18 protein-coding genes are annotated in these 20554 nt (G+C 43.1%); 10 read left to right on the top strand and 8 right to left on the bottom strand.

Features of this window, described 5'->3' with window-relative positions; genetic code table 11:
• Window positions 1-16 precede the first annotated feature (16 nt).
• Window positions 17-724: a hypothetical protein gene (locus tag KO533_RS18320; protein ID WP_105250588.1), complete on the bottom strand. Its 708-nt coding sequence runs from the start codon at window positions 722-724 to the stop codon at window positions 17-19.
• A gap of 190 nt (window positions 725-914) precedes the next feature.
• Here KO533_RS18320 and KO533_RS18315 point away from each other — a divergent pair, with 190 nt between their 5' ends.
• Window positions 915-1445, top strand: coding sequence for a DUF2780 domain-containing protein (locus KO533_RS18315; protein ID WP_105250589.1), 531 nt, complete (start codon window positions 915-917; stop codon window positions 1443-1445).
• A 100-nt stretch (window positions 1446-1545) separates the two neighbouring features.
• Window positions 1546-2007: a TerB family tellurite resistance protein gene (locus tag KO533_RS18310; RefSeq protein ID WP_105250590.1), complete on the top strand. Its 462-nt coding sequence runs from the start codon at window positions 1546-1548 to the stop codon at window positions 2005-2007.
• A 177-nt stretch (window positions 2008-2184) separates the two neighbouring features.
• Here KO533_RS18310 and KO533_RS18305 read toward each other — a convergent pair whose 3' ends face one another.
• The gene (locus tag KO533_RS18305; protein ID WP_131525752.1) at window positions 2185-3009 is read right to left on the bottom strand and encodes an HDOD domain-containing protein; all 825 of its coding nucleotides are present in this window, start codon (window positions 3007-3009) and stop codon (window positions 2185-2187) included.
• Between the two features lie 289 nt (window positions 3010-3298).
• Window positions 3299-4561, bottom strand: a complete 1263-nt coding sequence (gene yjeH / locus KO533_RS18300) for an L-methionine/branched-chain amino acid transporter (RefSeq protein WP_219255510.1) — start codon at window positions 4559-4561, stop codon at window positions 3299-3301.
• A gap of 251 nt (window positions 4562-4812) precedes the next feature.
• Between yjeH and KO533_RS18295 the strand changes: the two genes are divergently transcribed.
• Window positions 4813-5244: an Lrp/AsnC family transcriptional regulator gene (locus KO533_RS18295; RefSeq protein ID WP_219255507.1), complete on the top strand. Its 432-nt coding sequence runs from the start codon at window positions 4813-4815 to the stop codon at window positions 5242-5244.
• A 269-nt stretch (window positions 5245-5513) separates the two neighbouring features.
• Here KO533_RS18295 and nrfD read toward each other — a convergent pair whose 3' ends face one another.
• From nrfD to KO533_RS18275, 4 genes are all read right to left on the bottom strand, one after another.
• Entirely contained in the window at window positions 5514-6455 is a 942-nt protein-coding gene (gene nrfD, locus KO533_RS18290) for a cytochrome c nitrite reductase subunit NrfD (protein ID WP_105250593.1), read from the bottom strand.
• On the bottom strand, window positions 6452-7138 hold the full coding sequence (locus KO533_RS18285; RefSeq protein WP_105250594.1) for a 4Fe-4S dicluster domain-containing protein: 687 nt from the start codon (window positions 7136-7138) through the stop codon (window positions 6452-6454). The genes nrfD and KO533_RS18285 overlap by 4 nt, the downstream gene beginning before the upstream one ends.
• Before the next feature lie 4 nt (window positions 7139-7142).
• Complete coding sequence (locus KO533_RS18280) at window positions 7143-7607, bottom strand: cytochrome c3 family protein (protein ID WP_105250595.1); 465 nt, start codon at window positions 7605-7607, stop codon at window positions 7143-7145.
• A 76-nt stretch (window positions 7608-7683) separates the two neighbouring features.
• On the bottom strand, window positions 7684-8160 hold the full coding sequence (locus KO533_RS18275; protein ID WP_105250596.1) for a DUF2726 domain-containing protein: 477 nt from the start codon (window positions 8158-8160) through the stop codon (window positions 7684-7686).
• Window positions 8161-8569: 409 nt separating this feature from the next.
• Between KO533_RS18275 and KO533_RS18270 the strand changes: the two genes are divergently transcribed.
• From KO533_RS18270 to menE, 5 genes are all read left to right on the top strand, one after another.
• On the top strand, window positions 8570-9538 hold the full coding sequence (locus KO533_RS18270) for a LysR family transcriptional regulator (protein ID WP_105250597.1): 969 nt from the start codon (window positions 8570-8572) through the stop codon (window positions 9536-9538).
• Between the two features lie 185 nt (window positions 9539-9723).
• Window positions 9724-11445 carry a 2-succinyl-5-enolpyruvyl-6-hydroxy-3-cyclohexene-1-carboxylic-acid synthase gene (gene menD / locus KO533_RS18265; RefSeq protein WP_219255505.1) on the top strand — a complete coding sequence of 574 codons (1722 nt, stop codon included), beginning with the start codon at window positions 9724-9726 and terminating at the stop codon, window positions 11443-11445.
• Window positions 11445-12233 (top strand): 2-succinyl-6-hydroxy-2,4-cyclohexadiene-1-carboxylate synthase, encoded by a 789-nt coding sequence (menH, locus tag KO533_RS18260; protein WP_113940281.1) that lies wholly within the window; start codon window positions 11445-11447, stop codon window positions 12231-12233. Before menD ends, menH begins: the two co-directional genes overlap by 1 nt.
• A 26-nt stretch (window positions 12234-12259) precedes the next feature.
• On the top strand, window positions 12260-13372 hold the full coding sequence (gene menC, locus KO533_RS18255; protein ID WP_219255504.1) for an o-succinylbenzoate synthase: 1113 nt from the start codon (window positions 12260-12262) through the stop codon (window positions 13370-13372).
• Window positions 13335-14780, top strand: coding sequence for an o-succinylbenzoate--CoA ligase (menE, locus tag KO533_RS18250; RefSeq protein WP_251073497.1), 1446 nt, complete (start codon window positions 13335-13337; stop codon window positions 14778-14780). The genes menC and menE overlap by 38 nt, the downstream gene beginning before the upstream one ends.
• A 4-nt stretch (window positions 14781-14784) precedes the next feature.
• Here menE and KO533_RS18245 read toward each other — a convergent pair whose 3' ends face one another.
• Window positions 14785-16023, bottom strand: a complete 1239-nt coding sequence (locus tag KO533_RS18245; protein WP_219255502.1) for an EAL domain-containing response regulator — start codon at window positions 16021-16023, stop codon at window positions 14785-14787.
• A 329-nt stretch (window positions 16024-16352) separates the two neighbouring features.
• On the opposite strand from KO533_RS18245, the gene KO533_RS18240 reads away from it, so the two are divergent.
• Both KO533_RS18240 and KO533_RS18235 read left to right on the top strand, forming a co-directional pair.
• A complete protein-coding gene (locus KO533_RS18240; protein ID WP_113940277.1) occupies window positions 16353-16979 on the top strand; it encodes a response regulator transcription factor in 627 nt (208 codons plus the stop codon).
• Entirely contained in the window at window positions 16976-20542 is a 3567-nt protein-coding gene (locus tag KO533_RS18235) for a transporter substrate-binding domain-containing protein (RefSeq protein ID WP_219255499.1), read from the top strand. Before KO533_RS18240 ends, KO533_RS18235 begins: the two co-directional genes overlap by 4 nt.
• Window positions 20543-20554: the final 12 nt, after the last annotated feature.

Here is a 20554-nt window from a genome sequence, read left to right as displayed (position 1 = left end):
CTGAATTGATGTTGCACTATTCGACGCTTGGTTTTTTCGACACCATATATAAGCGGAACAAAGCGACGTTAACGAATAATCCAATAAAAGACATAAAAGTATCCGCTAACATTTGCACAGGTAATCCGCCCATGGACGCTAACCCAGAAAGCTGGCTACCTATGACGGAGAGTGGTAAATATAACATCAATAATGCAATGGTTTTCAGTACGATAGGACCACTAAAACTAAAACTACCCTTAATCGCTTCTAGCGGTGTTAAGCGCTCAACCACAACCATAAAGTTCACATAGGCTAAACGCGCAAAGAGATAGAAGCTAATTACCAATCCTACCAGCCACACAGGACCGAAGGCGGCAAACAGCATCACTGGTGCTAAAATCGCTAGACCAGAAAACACCCCAGCCAATAATAATGGTGGAACAAAAGGTAAACTCGCCTTCAACACCACTCCCGCTGAAGGACTATGCCCTTGTGAGCGCAGTTCTAAAAACAGAGTCAAAGCGGCAATTAATACCGAAAAAGTAAGTAGTAACAGCATCATGGCGATCATATGCGGCGCGCCAAACTGTGGATTTTCTAGATCAACTTTACTCATCTCTATACCAAGCCATAACTGGATCCCCACTTGGATCAAGAGTAATGGGATCGTCAGCATAGCGAGTTGCGCCAGATGATTACGGAAGAAGTTATAGGCTTCTGACAAAATTGCGGATAGTGACATGCGACTTTCCAAATAATTGAAATGAATTAACACTTAGAATTGCCGCTAAGGATACCGAAAATCCCTTGGCAATGCACAGTAGAAATCACCAGTGTGAACCGTAAATCACAGAAAACTACTGCAACAAAAGTGACAAACCCGCTAAACTGTCCAGCGAACTCGTGCGCAAACCATCAAAGGACGCTTCCATATGAAACACACTCTGACCTTCTCTATCCTCCTCAGCACTTGTATTTTAGCGGCGCCCGCCAGTGCAGGCTGGTTAGATAACTTGGCAGGAACTCAAGCCAAAACTGAAAAAGCGACCACTACAGCAGCGGCAACTCAGTCGAATGATTTAGTTGGCAGCGTCATGTCACAATTGGGTTTAAACCAAACTCAAGCCGAAGGTGGCTTAGGCAGTTTATTAGGCTTAGCGCAATCAAGCTTAGGAACAACCGACTACTCAAAACTGGCTGCCAGCATTCCTAATGCCGATAGTTTGCTAGCCGCTGCGCCTAAATTGGACTCAAAATCAGGTGTTTCTGGCTTATTATCCAAAGCGGGTGATTTAGGTTCATCACTGCAAGGCAGTGCTATGGTTTTAGACGCCTTTGAAAAATTGGGCATTTCTAAAGATCTAGCAATGCCAATGATCAACATAGCTAAGTCTTACTTAGATACCAATGGTACTGAAGGCACCTCAGACTTACTGATGAAAGGTCTGAACTCGCTACTGTAATTCAGTCTTATCTCACCCTAAGCAATACAAGGTTTAGGGTGAACTTTCACTTCCCAATCGACTCTACTTTATATTCCCTCCAGCATGAGAACCGCCAAATATGATTGCGAAATTAAGACGATTTTTTGAAGCTCATACTCAAGCAGTCTCCCCTGAAGACAAGGCACATCAACTTAAGCTGGCCGCAGCGAGTATGTTACTTGAAGTCGTATTTGCCGATGAGACCTTAACGGCAGAGGAAGAAGCCTTATTACCTAAGCTGCTAACCGATACCTTATCAATGTCAGAAGTAGACGCTAAGATACTGATTGATGAAGCTAAAAGCGTACAAGGCAGCGCGACCTCACTCTTTGAATTCACCTCAGCCATTAACGCTGAATTTAGCCTAGCGCAAAAGCAGCAATTGTTGCTCGCAATGTGGCAACTGGCCTACGCCGATGGCCAGCTATCCCAATATGAAGACCAGATCATTCGACGCACCGCCGATTTGTTGCACCTCAAACACAGCGAGTTGATCCAAATGCGTAATCTTGCCATCGCTGCCACCCAACAAACTGGCTAGCCACATCCACTATTCAGTCAAAGTGCAAATCAACAAAAGCCCATAAAAAAGCGTGAATGCGAAACACCAGTTCCCCATTCACGCGATGGTCTTCTTAAGACTAAATTGATATCGCTCTTTGGCTAAAAATATTTTTACTGCCGCCCTACTCATCAAAACACTAAGCGAAACAAAATTCTAAGCTAACGCTTTACCGATTTCATATCCCGAACCGTGTAATTCAGTCAACTTAGTCCTTAGCCCGCCCATCTCCATCTTCAATCCTTTCTTAGTCGCTAATTGAGATAACCAACTGGTTTTCTCCTCATCCTCAATCGTATCCCACTCATCTAGAACTTTGTAAGATAAGCATAATAACGCAGCAAGTTTTGAAAATGGGTTTGAATCCTTAGGGTGGTCTTGATACAAAATGCCTTGCACTAACGCTGGTGTAAACTTCCAATTCTTCGCTAGTAATGCGCCAATATCCGGGGAATCATATCCGAGTAACTCGCGCTCAAACTGATGCTTATCTTTACCCTGCGCCACAGCTTCGGCAATTTTCGCCGCATCTTCAGGCGATACTGCTGCAATCAATAGATCGCCAATACGATGCAAGATACCGCAAGTAAAAGCTTCTTCTGGGACAGCACCACAACGCTTTGCCATTTCTTGACTATAAAGCGCAATCTCAAAGGTTTGCCCCCAAAACTGGGCTAAATCTATTCCTTCACACTTAGGGACTGCACCAATCACCGCCGATGCGAGCACTAAGGTTCGTAGGGTTTGCATCCCAAGACGCACAACAGCTTCATCGATAGTGCCAACCTCTCGACTACGTCCATAGTGGGCACAATTAGCAAGGCGTAACACCCTAGCGCTGATTAAGGGATCGTGTGAAACTTTAGTGGCAATGCTTTTTACTGTCGCATTGTCATCATTGACCGCATCTAACAATTCACTGATCGCCTTAGGTAACCTAGGTAACTCATCGACACGATTGAGCAACGCAGCTGAATCCATATTTATTCTCCTTCCGTATGAATGATCAAAATATAGAACACAAGTTATCGCCTCGCTCACCGAGATACATTAAATATCAGTAATGTGCAGTCCTTCGGCAACAAAGCTTGGCGGCCATCAGACTTAAGGTTTACCTCTTTATTTCATGCAATTTAATCGCACTCAATCATATCCAGTTTCGAAATCCACTAAGCCACACAAAAAAGCCCCAAACTCTTATGACAATAAAGAGTTCGGGGCTTTTTTTAATTAACCCATCATGTTAATTGAGCCCCAGAGGGGTCGAATATTACTCAGGTAATGCCAAACTTTGTTTGCGACTAATATGGGTCTTTTGCCACCACAAAAATGGCGCGACCACTAAGATCAACACAAGCACGTAGGACATACTTGCACCTAGGGCAAAACCTAATACTAAGCAAAACGCACAACCCAGCGTCACCAGCGGCCAATTGTGCCGTGGTAATAACTTAGCGGCAGCGAGCATAGCCATCAAATAGATCACCACAAATACGCCGTTGCTCCATGCGATAAGGTGCTCTAGCTCTTGCCCGGTAAGGTAAGTCAGTACAATCACGCTTGCCATCACAGATAACAGCGCAGCAAGTGCTCGAATGGGCACTCCGTGGGCATTCTTAACGGCAAAGAAGCGCGGTAAAATGCCTTCACAACTAAAACTCCAGACCAGACGTGCCGCACTGGCCGCATACACGTTAACGGTTGCCAATCCACTTGCGATACCTAACACACCAATCACTTGCGCACCGTAACCACCGAGCAGTTGGTCAAACACGCCGATCATGGCGACACTTTTATCTGTCGGCACTAATAGCAATAAAAGTGTACAAGCCACATAAATCACGCCCACCAGCACTGTGCCCATCATCATAGCGGGGATCATATCCTGCTGCGGACGACGAAAATCATCGGCAAGATGGGTCATAGCTTCTATACCCAAGAAACTCCAAAAAGCGATGCCAGCGGCAATCATCACGGTCGGCATTTCAGGCATACCATGGCTAGCAAGTGTCGTGAGATGACCTTGCTGAAAACTACTCGCACCAAACAAGACCACAACAACGGCGACAATGCAAAGTGTCAGGCCAAATTGCAGCTTAGCCGACACTTGGATGCCTCTTAAATTAATCAGAAACAAGCCAAAAATCACGAGTATTTCAACACCAACCTTGGACCAACCCGATATCGGTATTAAGGCATTCACAAACTGGAAGGTCATCAAAATCGCGGCCGGCGCCCCCATGGGCACAACCAGTAAAAAGATCAGTCCAATTGTTCGACCAGCAGTGCGACCAAAGGCTTTTTCGACAAAGTAAGCGGGGCCTGCGGCATGGGGAAATACACTCGCTAAACGACCAAAGACCAGTGCCGCAGGAATAATGGCCAAGGTCAACAAGATCCATGCGACTAAGGCGCCAGAATGCGCTTTTTCAATAGTCATCTGAGGCAAAATAAATACTCCTGTACCGAGCAAAGTGGTCGCCATTAAACCCGCACCTTGCCAACGACCTATAGTTCCGCTATTTGAATTCATCTGTTAATATTCTGTGGTTTTTGAGCTGTCAGTATAATGAGATTTCTCCCTACAATCTGCCGTTAATTTCAGTGTTCTCCACGTCCAATACCGGCAAAATCGCGGCAAATAGCGTTATTTCCATCAAAATGACGGTCAGCTTAAATTTTGGTAAAATTTTAAGCAAAAATACTCAGCACATTCTGTGGTTATTCAAACCAATGGCAAAATAACACACAGATTCAATATAGCCATTTTCACTGGAGTCACCCTTGGATAAATTCGATACGGCCATCATTCATAGTTTGCGTCAGGATGCACGCCAGAGCGTGTCGAATATCGCCGAACAGGTCAATCTATCCCGTAGTGCGGTTGCCGAGCGCATAAAAAAGCTCGAACAAACTGGAGTGATCCGTGGCTATCAAGTGCTCTTGAGTGAGTCGCAAAAAGAAGGAGTATCGGCTTATTTCGAAATCCAGCATCAATGTCCACGTTGCGCCGATGTGGTACACGTATTCCAAGCGATTCCCGAAGTGATTACCTGCCGTGGTATTTCTGGTAATATGGATTTACTCGTGTACGTGCATGCGCCCTCGATGCGCCGCCTGCATGAGATCCGTGAGTATATCGACACTCACACTGACATCATCAAGATCAAAACCCATGTGGTAATGAGTGAATGGATTAATAACCTCGGCGAGTAAATCGTGCCTCCCTAAAACAAGAAACGCCACCCTTAGGAATAAGGTGGCGAGGCCCGTTTGGAGGCAGGGCAAAATATTGAAGTGTAAAATATGGCATCCTTGCCCAGCGACCTCCCTGTTACACAACCAACCACGGCTAGACTTAACCCTTGAGAGCTCAGCCAGCGCCGCAAGGGCCTCATCTACAATGTTTTCCTTTGACATTGTTTCCGCGATCCGTCGATTCCATTGATTATTATGATTTTTTCGTCATTAATTAACGGTACGCCTTAAGCGATCGTCATTTGTCCTGTATAGAGTATGAAGTTACGTAGCAGTAATACCCCGATCAAGCTCAAGCAAGCCGTCCCCGCCACGTAGGCCCATTTCCGTTTAGATGTCGCCGTCATAAACAGATTCATCGCCAATGGTCCAGACAAACCGAGTCCAATAATACCAAGCCAGAAAATCCATCCCCAGAAGCCATACCCTAAGGCATTAAAGGCGGCAATTTTACTCTGTCCACCTGTTAGCACTAAGCCCATAAAGAAGGTAAAAATCAACACAATTTCGACTAAAATCAGTGGGATTTCAACCTTGTGGATAAAGTGCACCTCTTTGTCATTAGGTTTGCCATTCATCAACACGCCACCGAGTAAAGATGATGCCGCACCGGAAGACAAACCAGATGCCAAAAACAGCAGAGGTAACACAGGGTTTTTAAGCATGGGATAGCCTGGCAAGGCCGAGAGCAGGAAGCCTGTATACGCGCCCAATGCCAAGGATAGAATCACGAGCAATCCTGTAATTGTCGCTTCAAATCGAGCCAATAATGCGGTCAACTTAAGCACAATAGGAAAGCGTGTTTCACACCAAGCATCAACAGGTTTACGGAAGGTTAAACCAATCCACATAAACATGAATACTTGGTAAATCAGCAGAATAAGCACGCCCATCGACATGACTGATTTAGGGTTGTAGAACACCAAAATCTTCCAAAAATCGAGAGGCTTAGTTAAGTCTGCGACCAATATCCCTAACCCGGCCATCACAGCTACAGGCGCGACAATACAAGCGGCTCGCACAAAACCAGACTGATAGGCGTTTTGCTTCAAAACAAAATGTTTCAACAGTACGGCGAAGAACATGGCTCCCGCAGATACACCTGCTAAAAACAGGTAAATTGCAATCGGCCAATGCCACACTAAGGTATCAAAATGTAGGGCACTCATAGTATCACCTCCCCTGATTTTGCAACGATACGGAACAATTTAGGTCTCGTTCCAAGATCAACCTTAGTGCGCTGGGTTGGATTAGACCGCAGAACTTGAACAACCTCAGAAGTCGGATCTTTTAAATTACCGAACACGAGTGCCTTTGTTGGGCAAGCAGCAACACAGGCAGGTTGTTTACCTTGAGCTAGGTTAGTTTCTCGGCAGAAATCACACTTATCCGCCGCATGGGTGACAGGATTAATAAAACGGACTTGATAAGGACAAGCTGCAATACAGTATTGGCAACCTACGCATTTCCATGCATCGACAGAAACGATACCCGTTTCTTTATCAATAAATGCAGCTCCCGTTGGACATACATTTACACAGGGTGCGTCTTCACAATGCTGGCAAGACTTGCGACTAAAGTGATAAAACTGATTAGGGTATTCGCCAAAGGGACCCGCTTGCTTAATTTGAAGCCTAGAAACACCTTCGGGTACATTATTCACTTCACGACAAGCCACCTCACACGCTTGGCAACCTATACACTTAGTTTCATCATGAATAAGTGCATATTTGACATCAGGTTCTGCTTTAACGCTATCCGATGCATTCACTGTGGCGAGTAATGATGCACCTGTAGCGCCGGCAAATAAGGCACAGGTGCCTTTTAGAAATCTTCTTTTTGAATTTTCCATAACCTTACTCCTGCTTGCCAGTGTGGCAACTGCTACATAGCTCACTGCGAACCTTCGGCGTCATATCCGCCATTGGATCCGTTGGGCTATGTAATTTATGGCAGGCGGCACAAGGCACTTTTTGAGCATGTACGTTATGCGTCCAATCTGCTCCACTGAGTTTTTTCTTGGTATGACACTTCTGACACACTCTCAGCTGAACCGTCAGATCCGACGATTCTTCCATACCAAAGACCACCATATCATTCGGTTTCTTAGGGTGATCGCCCTTTTCTCCATGACAGGAAGAACAGCTCATTTTCATCGCATCTTGACCATGATGCCCTAACATTTGACCATTACGCTTGTGACACTTCATACAAGCATCACTGTTAATTTGATTGGCTGGCTCAGCACTCATTGCAGAAAAGCTTAAAAGCAACGCAGCAGCACCTAAGCGTAACGACCACAGCCATTGTCTTTTGGACATAGGAAGTCCTCACATTTATCCGTAGGAAGGTAAAGAAGGGGTCGAGTTCGGATAATTCCGAACCCGACGGTCAAGATCACACAGCCAAGGCTTGCTTAAGACTCTGAGTATCCCACTGCTTATGCTGGTTCATTTCAATGAAACTGATATTGAATTTGCTAAACAGTTTTTTCAGTGGTGAGTTAGTTTCTTTGCCAAAGTCACTGATAACCATTTTCACTTCAGATGAATCATGGTCGATCAATACATAATCGAGTCGGCATTCATGATTTAATTCCGTATCATGTTTGTCCATCTCAAATACAGTGTCTAATGGCACGTTACAACAAACATCGTATTTACCTTCAACAACTGTTTTTAATGATTTAAAAAAATTGAAGCTTTGTTTATCAAACAATACTGGTTTAAGTTTCATCTCATGATGTGCGGCTTCATCAGGACCTGCTTTAAAAAACTTAATGCAAGTCATGACAAACATCACAAACACGAATGGTACTGCTACGAATAGTACGAAGTACATAAACGCATAGCTGAGAATGACTGAAGTATTCATACACGCCTCCAAAAACTAATTTATTTTTTGTTATCTCCTTTAAAGCAACTTTAGTATTATTTGAAAACACTTATCTTTTCTTGACACATGTCACACTTGCAAATAACAACTTAAATATAAACAATGATTTACACGGCACATCACATTGCAAAATTATGTAAATCTTAAATACAAATATTGATACTTGATAATTCAGTATTTGCATTTTAAATATGTAAATATCAGTTTTTGAAATTTTAAATTTTATGAAAAACCATTTTAAATATTAAAAATAAAACAAAAAAACCTTTGATACACATAGATAAAATCTAGATCCAAAACTTGGGATTAGTTTCACATTAAAATTATTAATTAGCACCATAATTAGGCGTTGATTTAAGTATTTGCTCAATATTAAGGAATATAAAAAATGCACATTAGTAACATGGATGGCCTCGATATTCTGAGTTTAAAAATACTTGTTTCATTATATGAGAACAAGTCAGCAACTTATGTATCGAAAGCGCTAGACATTCCAGCCCCTAAAATCAGCCGTAGCCTTAAAAATCTACGGGAAATTTTTGGTGATGAGTTATTTATTCGGCGTAAATATGGCTTATTCCCAAATGAGTTTGCTACTCATTTATATCCAATTGCAAAAGAAGCAATTGAGTGTACTGATAAGTTTCAAAAAGCCAGAATAGCAAACACTCGCCAAGTTAAGACGCATGTCGAAATAGCAGCGCCAGGATTAATTGCCTACACCTTTCCTAAAGCCTTGATGCAGGCTATTAAAGAAGAGCAAAAACCCATGCACATTAATATAAACCCTTGGTCTATGCATACGACTCAAGACATTATTAATGGTGATACAACCCTAGGTATTTGTTGCAATAAAAGTGCTGCCGATGTTGCCGCCTTCGGCGATAAACTGCTAACAACTGAATTGCAACGTATGGACAAACTCTACCTGATTGCTAGCAGGCATCATCCTATTTTTAAACGGGAAATCACCCTAGAGACGATTGCGGAATACCCCTATGTCAATACGGATCTTGGTAATCCCAGCACCAAATTGAGTCCATACCAAGAGTTTTGCATAACGAATGGCATTAAACTCAATACTGAAATTACCATTACCAGTATTTCAAGTTTGTTTGAATATCTAGGCGAAAGTAATGCAGTCTCCCTATTGCCTTATCGGATAGTTTACGAAATGGTGAGTGATATTCCTGAACTGCATACGTGTCAACTATCGCAGTATGAAGCAGAACGTTTATATGCAGATACAGAAACCCCAACGATTTTCTTAGTGCAAAAAAATCAGCCTAATGCAATCAATGAGGACTTGAAATGGTTAAGCGGAGAGATTAAAAAAATCGTCGATCGTATTATCTAGCCAAGCAATAGCTCAACATATCCAAACAACAAACCACCGATACACGAGGTGACAGGCATCCTCTGCCTTAGCTTAGGCTCCACCTCAGCCCCCATGCGATCCACTCGAGAATTGTTAAACCAAGCATACATCTTGGAGCATAAACACGTTACACTAAGCCCATCTTTATCCTAATAGATTCAGCTATGCGGACCGAAAATACAGCCACTCTTAATCTTATTTGGGGCGCCCTTATTCTTGAGGAGTTAGCACGTCTTGGCGTGCAACATGTGTGTATGGCGCCGGGCTCGCGCTCAACACCGTTAACCCTCGCCGCCGCCCAGCAAACTAAACTCCAGCGTCACTTACATTTCGACGAACGTGGGCTTGGCTTTATGGCCTTAGGTCTAGCAAAAGCCAGCCGCGCACCGGTCGCCATCATTACGACCTCAGGCACAGCAGTCGCCAACTTGTACCCTGCCATTGTGGAGGCATGGCTGACCCATGTACCTTTAATCGTCTTAAGTGGCGATCGTCCGCCAGAATTACTCGGCTGCGGTGCTAATCAAGCCATAGTCCAACCGGGAATTTTTGCGAATTATGCCACTCAAGTGAATTTGCCAACACCGGATACACATATCGCACCGCAGGCGTTGCTTACCACAGTGGATGAAGCGGTGGCGAATCAAACTCGTCCAGTGCACATCAACTGCATGTACCGTGAGCCCTTGTATCCGAGTGAACTCGGTGGCGCGATTCTCGATGCCGAATCACCCTACCTCAAACCATTGCAAACTTGGCTGCAGCTCGCACGTCCGTATACCCAATACGGCAAGAGCAAACAGGTGAGCTGCCCAAGTGACGATGCCATTATGCGGTTCGTCCACGGTAAAGGGGTGATCGTTGTCGGTACTCTCACGCCTGAACAAGATCCACAGCAACTAATTGCCCTATCGCAAAAAATCGGCTGGCCATTACTTACCGATGCCCAGTCGCAACTGCGTCAGCATCCAGCGGCAATAGGTAATATTGATCAACTGCTGCAACATCCAAGGGCGCGTAATCTATTGCAGGAAGCGGATCGAGTACTCGTATTCGGCGGCCGTTTATTATCAAAACGCTTGATAGGTTATCTCGCCGAGCAAAATTGGCACAGCTATTGGCAGGTTTTACCAGAACAAGACAGGCTTGACCCTAGCCACAATGCTAAACACATTTGGCACGCGAATGCACAGCAGTTTGCGGCCTTAAATTGGTATCGCTCATCCTCGGCAAACTGGGCGAATACCCTAATCACCTATAACGATGAATTGCATAACTTATTTGTGCGCAATATCGACCAAGGGGAATTTGGTGAAGCACAAGTTGTGCGGGCCATCGCCAATACTCGTCCGCTAGAACAACAGCTTTTTATCGGCAATAGCCTGCCTGTACGCTTATACGACATGTATGCCCCTGTCAGTTGTTGTACGGCAACCACTTATACTAATCGTGGCGCATCGGGTATTGACGGATTACTCGCCACCGCCTGCGGTATTGCGGCCCATGAAGGCAAACCCACGAGTTTAATCATCGGTGATTTATCACAACTGCACGATCTTAACTCGCTGGCCATCGCTAAAGGCTTAACCAGCCCGCTGGTGATCGTGATCCTCAATAACGATGGCGGTAACATCTTCAACTTATTGCCTGTTCCCAATGAACAAGTCCGTAGCGATTATTATCGACTCAGCCACGGTTTAGAATTTGGCTATGCCGCAGCCATGTTTAATTTGCCCTATAATCAAGTGGATAATTTAGCCGATTTTCAAGATAGCTATAATGAAGCGCTGGATTTTCAGGGTGCTTCGATCATTGAAGTCAATGTGAGCCAAAACCAAGCCAGCGACCAAATCGCCGAGCTCAACTTGTGGGTGAAACAAAGCTAATGCCAACCATGGCCCGTTACGGCAATTCTTCACTACCGACCTTAGTGCTACTGCATGGATTTTTAGGCACTAAGACCGACTGGTTGCCGTTAATGCCAGCGCTAAGCCAGCACTTTCACTGTATTTGCTTAGATCTGCCTGGCCACGGGGATAACCAAAAGGAGTTGAAGCCAACCGAATTAGATGGATTTAACCAATGTGTTGAAGATGTGTTGGCACACCTGAATGGCCTTCATATTGGTCAATTCCATCTCTATGGTTATTCTCTCGGTGGCCGTATTGCTCTGCACCTTGCCAAAGCCTATCCAGAAAGACTTCTGAGCCTAAACCTCGAATCCTGCCATCCTGGACTTACAGACCCGCAAGAAAAACTTGCCAGAATCAAAAATGATACTCAGTGGGCCGAGCGTTTACTGCATCTGAATAGCAAAGACTTTTTAAGCTTGTGGTATCAGCAGCCCGTATTTGCCGATATGACGGCTACCAAACGAAAAACCTTAATCGAGCATCGTTCTGCAGCATTAGATCTGCATCCTAAACAGCGGCTGAAAGAGGTATTCATAGCCACCTCACTCGCACACCAAGCATCGATGTGGGATGTACCTTTGCAGCTTACCTGTGAGTGCCATTTCTTTGCGGGCAACCAAGATGCTAAGTTCCACGCCCTCGCCCAAGAGTGGCAATTACACGCGCCCATCCTCGTCCATAGTATTCACGGCGCCGGCCACAACATACACCAAGCCGCTCCCGAGGCATTAACCTCAAAAATAGTGAAGTTGCTAGGGTAATGACAGAATTAAAATGTAGGAAATATATGATATTAACTTCGCTTAACCTGTATCAATATCGACTACCGCTCGACGTATTATTGCCCGTCGGTAAGCAACGTATCGATCACAGAGCGGGATTAGTACTACAAGCCAGTGTAAGTGCCAGCGCTAATGTTGGTGGCGAGCATAGACAAGTCGAAGTTGAAATTGCCCCACTCTCTGGCATAGATGTCGATGAACAAGCCTTGATGGGGTTCAGCCGTGAAATACTCACTCAAGTGCAAACGGCTTTGACTGGATTATTACCCCAACTCTGCGGTCAGCATATTGATACATTACTGGAATGCGCCGAGCAAAGTCCTTACCCTTCTTTGGCCTTTGGTTTAAGTCTGTTACATGCCAAGTTAATGGGCAAACTCGATGCCATCCGTCCACAAACGGCCACAGTCCCTTTGATTTATCATCCAACGGATGCCAGCAAAGACTTGCTCGATAGCAAAATTGCCGCCCTTAGCAGGAATGTTCGTTCGGTTAAAGTCAAAGTCGCGCAAACTTCAATCGAAGATGAACTAAGCCTGATTTATGGCATTTTACGTACCCGCCCCGATCTCAAATTGCGTTTGGACGCGAACCGAGGGTTTACACTTGAGCAAGCAATCGAATTTGCCGCTTGCTTACCCCTAGATACCATAGAGTACATTGAGGAACCTTGCCTGAATCCTCATGATAATCATGAATTTTATCAAGCAATTGGTATACCCTATGCCCTCGATGAATCGCTCAACGATCCAGAATACCAGTTTGTAATGCAAAATGGCCTGACTGCGCTTGTCATCAAGCCTATGCTGCTCGGCAGTATCGAAAAGCTAGCTAATTTAATCGATACGGCGCAAAGCTATGGCGTACGTTGCATTATCAGTTCGAGTCTAGAGAGCAGTTTAGGCATTAATGATCTGGCCCATTTAGCCGCGATTCTCACTCCGGATGAAATCCCTGGGCTCGATACCCTCAGCGCCTTTAGCCAAGATTTAGTCGTGTCATCGGGTAAAAAATACTGCCTCACACTCGCGCAACTTGAGCCAATTGCACTGCACGCCATTGATTCAATGCAACAAAATGATGATACAGCTACAAGTGAGGGAAACGAGTTTGTCTAATGCCAGCCTATCAAAACCGCTTGCGCTGTCACCCGTGCACCAAGCTGCGCTTGCGTTTCCACAGCAGACAGCCATCAAGTTGGCGGGGGAAGACATTAGTTACTCAGAGCTTAGCCAGCGCGTTATCGCACTGGCTCACCAGCTAAGCGCTGCGGGGATCTCAAACGGTGAGCCGCTCGCCTGTATTGCTAGCAATAATCTCGAGATCATTTGTCTCTATTGGGCCAGCATCGATATAGGAGTCATCTTTTTTCCTATCTCGCCACGTTTTCCCCTCGCGCAGATCCAAGACTTAATTGATCAACATCAGATCCGCTATGTTTGGAGTGCTGAGGTTTGTGAACTACAGAATTGTCATCACTTGCGCTTAAATTTCAATCGCGTTAGCAGTGACTTAGCTCTGCCTGTCGACTTTACTCGTCCAGCTAATGTGATTTTAACTTCAGGCTCTAGTGGCTTTCCCAAAGCGGCGGTGCATTGCTTAGCGAATCATATTGCCAATGCCGAAGGTGCACGCAGCTTAATCCCACTCGAACAAGGTGATGCCTGGCTACTCTCCTTGCCCTTATTCCATATTGGCGGTCTTGCGATATTAAACCGCTGTGCCTTAGTCGGTGCCAGTATTGTCATACCAGATCAAGCGCTAAGTCTTAGTCAGCAGATTGACCAAGATCAGTTGACTCACATATCTCTCGTTCCCACACAGCTGAGCAAGTTACTTGCCGATACGAGCAGCAAGCTTAAAAGTATCAAAGCCTTATTACTTGGTGGCGGTGCAGTCTCAATCGACTTACTCCAACAACTTAAGCAACGCAATATCGCCAGCTACACCAGTTACGGCATGACGGAAATGGGCTCGCAGATCACCACAGGTCACGCTTTAAGCGACGGCAGCAGTGGCAAACTACTCCCCAAACGTGAGCTCAAAATCGAAGACGGTGTGATTTTGGTGCGCGGTGAATGCCTGTTTATGGGCTATCTCACCGCGGATGGAATACAAAAGTGCGTTGAACAAGACGGCTGGTTTTACACCAAAGACAAGGGTGAATGGGACGAAAATGGTAATCTGCACATTCTTGGCCGCGTCGATAATATGTTTATCTGCGGCGGCGAAAACATCCAGCCAGAAGAAATCGAAGCCGCGCTTAAACAGCACCCACAAATAGACGATGCAATCGTTTTCGCCATACCAGATGTACAATTTGGCAATCTCCCTGCCGCCATCATTCGCGGCAGTTTAACCCACCACCCAGAGTCGATTGCAAATACGCTCGAACTGTTCCTTGCCAACAAAATCGCCCGCTTCAAACGCCCAAGACAATATTATTCATGGCCTGAAAATAATGAACAAATAGGACTGAAAGTGAACCGAAAATCCTTGATCCGTGAGCTAACAAAAACAAGTTAGTCCACTAAAAATCAAGGCTAAGCTCCTGTAATTCTTTAAGCTGTAAACTCGCAGGGAAAAAACGTTGAATAAATGTTTGCTCATCAATAGGACGAGAAAAACAAAAGCCCTGTCCAATCGTACAGCCAAGCTGTTGCAACAATACTAATTGGGAATTTGTTTCAATACCTTCTATCACTAACTCCATATTAAGTGCTTGTGATAACGCTATCACGCTGGAAATTGCGGCTTGGCACCTGGGCTCAACACTAAGTTCACGCACAAAACAACCATCTAATTTAATTTGTGAGAAAGGCAATTCGCATAAACGTGCCAATGAAGAATGTGCAGCACCAAAATCATCAATCGCCAATTCAAATCCTTGCATTCGCAAGCGGATTAAATTCTCCATATTCACTGCAGGGGCAGCCAACAGACCCGTCTCAGTAATTTCGAGGGTAATACTTTGAGGATGAATGTTAAATTTCTTTACCATATCGACAATCTGATACACTAATTTAGTCGAATTGAGTTGAGAGATATCGAGATTATAGGCGAGAGAAATTAGGCTTTCATGTTGTTGTAAACGCTGTTGTAAAGCGCAGCCTTGCTCGAATAACTGTAAGAATAAATCGTCAAGTAAGCCATGTGAAATTAACCGGTCAATGAAAGTACTGGGATTTAACAATCCAAAATCAGGATGATGCCAGCGTGCGAGCATTTCTGCCCCTTTCAAGTTAAAGCCTGCAACATCAAATTTGGGCTGATAAAAACCCACGAACTGCCTTTGCTTCAATGCTTGTTCAAAATCCTCAAATACAAAATTTTCGGGGCACCTAGCAGCTATAAAACCCGAAGAAATTTGACTCCTTTGAATGCGACTGTTGGTAAATCTATCTAACATACGCTGCAAATTATCCACTGAAGGGCACTTACTTAAATCACCAAGATATTCAAAATTAAGCATTTTAATCATCTGCGATACAGACCGCCTGAGTTCCTTATCAATACAACTAAATAATGCAACTGAAGCTATATCGTATTTTGCTTTTGCTTTGCGCAAAAACGATAGACCATCAATACCTGCCATCATGAGATCGCATATCACTATGTCCGCACTATGATGCTCATCGAGCCAAACAAGCGCATCTTGTGCTGCCCCAAAAGCAAACACCTCAACGTTGCTAAGAGATGCAAGATTATGCTCAAGTACTGCACGTTGAAAGGGGTGGTCTTCTAAGACAATCACTCTAACCTTACCCATTGAATACCCTTTAAAATTAAAATACTAATAGACAAATGCCTGTTACGCCCTTGCCGCAAAAAAGCTGCAACACCGAGATATAGATAGTCAGCTATAATTTAAATCACTAGAGGATCAAAACTCGAGATACAAATATATACAGATGTTTATGAATTAAAAACAATGAGAATGCCTATGATTAAATTCATCTGCCTTCAAATATTTTACGACTATTATTTAAAAGAAATTGCTGAAAAATATGTAGGAAAAATCTTAATCACATAGTTTTATTTCACTGTAGCGACTTACAAAGGATAAAATCTGTACTCAATAGTTATGGAGTTACATGAATGAAAAGAAAAATATTAATAGTAGATGATCATCCAGTTGTTGTTTTAGCACTAAAAATCATTTTAGAACAAAGTGGCTTTGAAGTGATAGCAGAAACCAATAATGGTGTTGATGCATTAAAACTTATTAAAGAACTCTCACCCGATGCTGTTATTCTCGATATTGGCATCCCCCAATTAGATGGATTAGAAGTGATAGAAAGGTCAAGAAAACTCGTAAAGAGCCCGCCAATTTTAGTATTGACGGCACAACCATCTGATCACTTTGTTTCCCGTTGTATTCAAGCCGGAGCTTCAGGTTTTGTCTCTAAACAAAAGGACATGAATGAAGTCACTGGCGCGCTTAGAGCAATTCTCACAGGCCACTCCTATTTTCCGATTATTAGCAATAACAACATGATTGCTAAATCGAGTCAGGACGAGGCTGAACTCGTAAAAAAGCTTTCAACTCGTGAAATGGTGGTGTTGCAGCAGCTAGCAGTCGGCTTATCTAATAAAGAAATAGCCGAGCGTATGCTGCTAAGTAACAAAACCATTAGCACATATAAAACTAGACTACTTGATAAACTAAATGCAAAAAATTTGGTAGATATAATTGAAATAGCAAAGAGGCAAAACTTAATATGAGAAATGTTATTTTCATTCTTATATTGAGTCTAAATTCAATTTATTCACTAGCACATGAAAGTAAATTTACCCATTATCATTTGATCGGCTATCAAGAGAAGGCTGCATTGCCTATCCAGCTATCATTAGAAGAGATTGATACACTTAAAAAATATAAATTTCTGAATATTGGCATATCGTCGCCTGACTATCCACCATTTGACATGACAGTAAATGGTGAACAAGAGTTTTATAAAGGAATTAGTGCTGACTATATACATATTATTGCTAATATACTCAACATTGAAGTCAATATAAAACGTTATGCATCTCGGGAAAAAACAATTACCGCAGCGCTCAATGGAGAAGTAGATCTAATTACTACAGCAAATAAATTTGAACAAATGCACGGTCTTCTACTAAGCACACCTTATACCGTTGATAAGCCTTCTATATTCAGAAATGCTAACTTAGGTGATAATGAACAAATCAAGTCAATGTCTATGGCCTATGAGTACTTACCTGATGAAGCGATAACAGATATTTATCCAAATAGAAAATTACTCAAATTTTCCTCTAGACAGGCGGCCGTTGCTGCAGCTGCATTTCGGCAAGTTGATGCTGTGATAGTCGACCAAGTCTCCGCCAACTATTTAATAAACAACAACTTCTCTGGAAAACTTAAATTAGACACTCACTTGTCTCTAAACTCCTATGGCAGCGCCTTTGCTGCAACAGAACAAAATAAGGCCTTAATAGATATAATTAATAAATCTATTAGTAATATTTCACTCGAACAGAGAAAGTTGATTAGAAAACGCTGGAGTGGCGGTGGAAGCACCATTCCTTTTACCTCAGAACTCCCCATTTTTACAGCAGATGAGACGGCTTGGCTACAAAAAAACCCTAAAATAACAGTGGCAATTAATAAGTATGCGGCACCGCTAACATACCTTGACGATACACATAACGCTGAAGGGTTTGGCATTGAGGTTTTGGAACTAATACAAATGTATTCAGGGCTAAAGTTTGACTATATTGTTAACAATAGGTTTTCAGAACAGATTAGTTCCGTCCTCAATCATAAAGCTATGATGACAATATTCTCACCGAGTGAAGATCTTAATAAAAATATTATTTTTACTAAAGAATTCTCAAATTCACCTTATGTTTATGTAACACAGAAAAATGCACAAGACCTAGATATTAACGCTATAGTTGTTCCCGATGGTACTTTTAATGATAACATGCTCAGAAAAATAAATCCTAATGCAGACATTATAATCGCTGACAATTATCTTGAGGCATTGAATGATATAGCGACTGGTGCAACAAATACCACTATTGTGCCACTGGCTTTAGCCGACTTCTATGTAAATAGTTATTTCAGCGATACTTTAGAAGTAAGTAAGATCATAGATGAAATGCCAAGAGCGTCTGTGGCATTCGGAATGGCGAGTTCAAATAAACTACTTAAGAGTATACTTAATAAAACATTAACTGTTATTCCTCCTGATGAATTACAAATGGCAGAAAATCGCTGGCGCCGTAATGCCCTGCCTGCACGCCAAAGCTGGAAGGATTATAAGTACACTATTTACACTATTGTGATTGCCTCAACGATCATGATTTTAGTCTCAATTATTTGGGCTCTTTACACTCGAACTCATTATCGCAAGCGGCTATTAGCCAAAAAAGAACTTAATCAACAACTGCAATTTATGCAGTCCATTGTTGATGCCATACCTCATCCTATTTATGTAAGAAATAAGCGGCGTGAACTGACTATGTGTAACGAGAGTTACCTTAATGCTTTCAACGCCTCACGCGAAGATTTGCTATATAAGACCACAATGGAAGGAGCCAGTCGCTCTAAAGAGGCTCCTATTGTAGATAAAGAATATGTACAAGCCTTAGAGGATGGTCTTGCCGTATTTAAGGATAGAGAACTTCATATAAATGGACATAAATATAATATTTATCATTGGTTTAAATCCTATGGCGATGAAGCTGGCAATATAGAAGGGATTATTGGTGGTTGGATAGATGTCAGCGATAGAGTCAAGCTTATTGAAGAATTAGAATATGCTAAAGAAGTTGCGGACAGTGCAAGCCAAGCAAAGAGTACTTTCTTAGCAACTATGAGTCATGAAATCCGTACGCCAATGAATGCCATCATAGGAATGTTAGAACTAGTACTAAAACGTACAAATTCACAACAGTTTGATTTAAATTCAATTAAAGTTGCCTATGATTCCGCTAATGACTTACTTGAACTTATTGGTGATATTTTAGATATTGCTCGTATTGAAGCGGGTCAGCTGTCACTTTCGCCCATGAGAACCAATCTTAAGACAATTGCAACCTCTGTCATGAGAGTGTTTGATGGACTAGCAAGGCAAAAAGGAATCACTTTACAGTTGGATTTCGATCCTGTTATTGCGAATGATGTACTCGTTGACCCTATGAGGATTAAACAAATACTGTCAAATTTAATTGGCAACGCCATTAAATTTACTGATAGCGGTGGAGTAAAAGTGAAAATTCAATCAGAAAGTTTCACCAATACAACCCACACGATTCTATTTACTGTCACGGATACAGGAATTGGCATCTCGGGGGACGACCAACAGAAACTATTTACCCCTTTCAGCCAAGCACAAGGGACCCACACAACCCATGGTGGTACAGGGCTTGGGCTCATGATTAGCCGCTCTCTGTGCGAAATGATGGGTGGGAGTTTAACCCTTGAAAGTAAATTGCATCAAGGAACTCAGATCAGCATGCAATTAACCCTCACCCAGCTTGAAGCCGAAGTAATCCATAACCCTTCACAACCCATTCCAGAATCGCATGTGAGTAATCCCCTCGATATCTTAATTGTTGACGATCACCCTGCGAATCGCTTGCTATTAGCCCAGCAGCTTAAATATTTAGGCCATAGTGTTGATGAAGCAGAAAATGGCTTAATTGCCTTAAACATGTTCGAAAGTAAACAGTACCCTGTGGTGATCACCGATTGTAATATGCCAGAAATGAACGGTTATGAACTCTGTCAGAAAATTCGCCAACTCGAACACAAACGTCACACGCATGCTATCGTCATCGGCTATACCGCTAATGCCCAAAAAGAAGCCAAGGATGCCTGTTTAACTGCAGGGATGGATGACTGTTTATTCAAACCCATCAGCCTAATGGAGCTAGAAAGTATGATTAAACGGTTTACCCCAGAGAAAATCACCATAACCGCCACACATTTTGCCGCTGACGCAGTAGAAAAACTCACAGGAAATAATGCAGAGTTAGTCGATAAATTGCTTAAAGAACTCCTTAAAAGCAATCAAAGCGACTTGCAGTCCCTGTATGTAGCCCTCGAAAATAATGATTTGAGTACCATCAAAGATCTCGCCCATAAGATCAAAGGTGCTGCGAGAATTATCGATGCACAGAAGCTTATGTCTGCCTGTGAAATGCTGGAAAATGCGAGCCATCAGCAGTTGAATGCTTATGTTGAAGCCGTATCTCAGGCTATTGCTTCACTCGAGGCAGAAGTGATCTCTTATACCCAAACAGCCTCAAAATAATGCCGAAGCCCA

This window comes from Shewanella sp. NKUCC05_KAH (genome assembly GCF_019345585.1).
In the GTDB taxonomy this organism is placed as follows: Bacteria; Pseudomonadota; Gammaproteobacteria; order Enterobacterales; family Shewanellaceae; genus Shewanella; species Shewanella oncorhynchi.
This window is presented reverse-complemented; position numbering and strand designations above follow the sequence as displayed.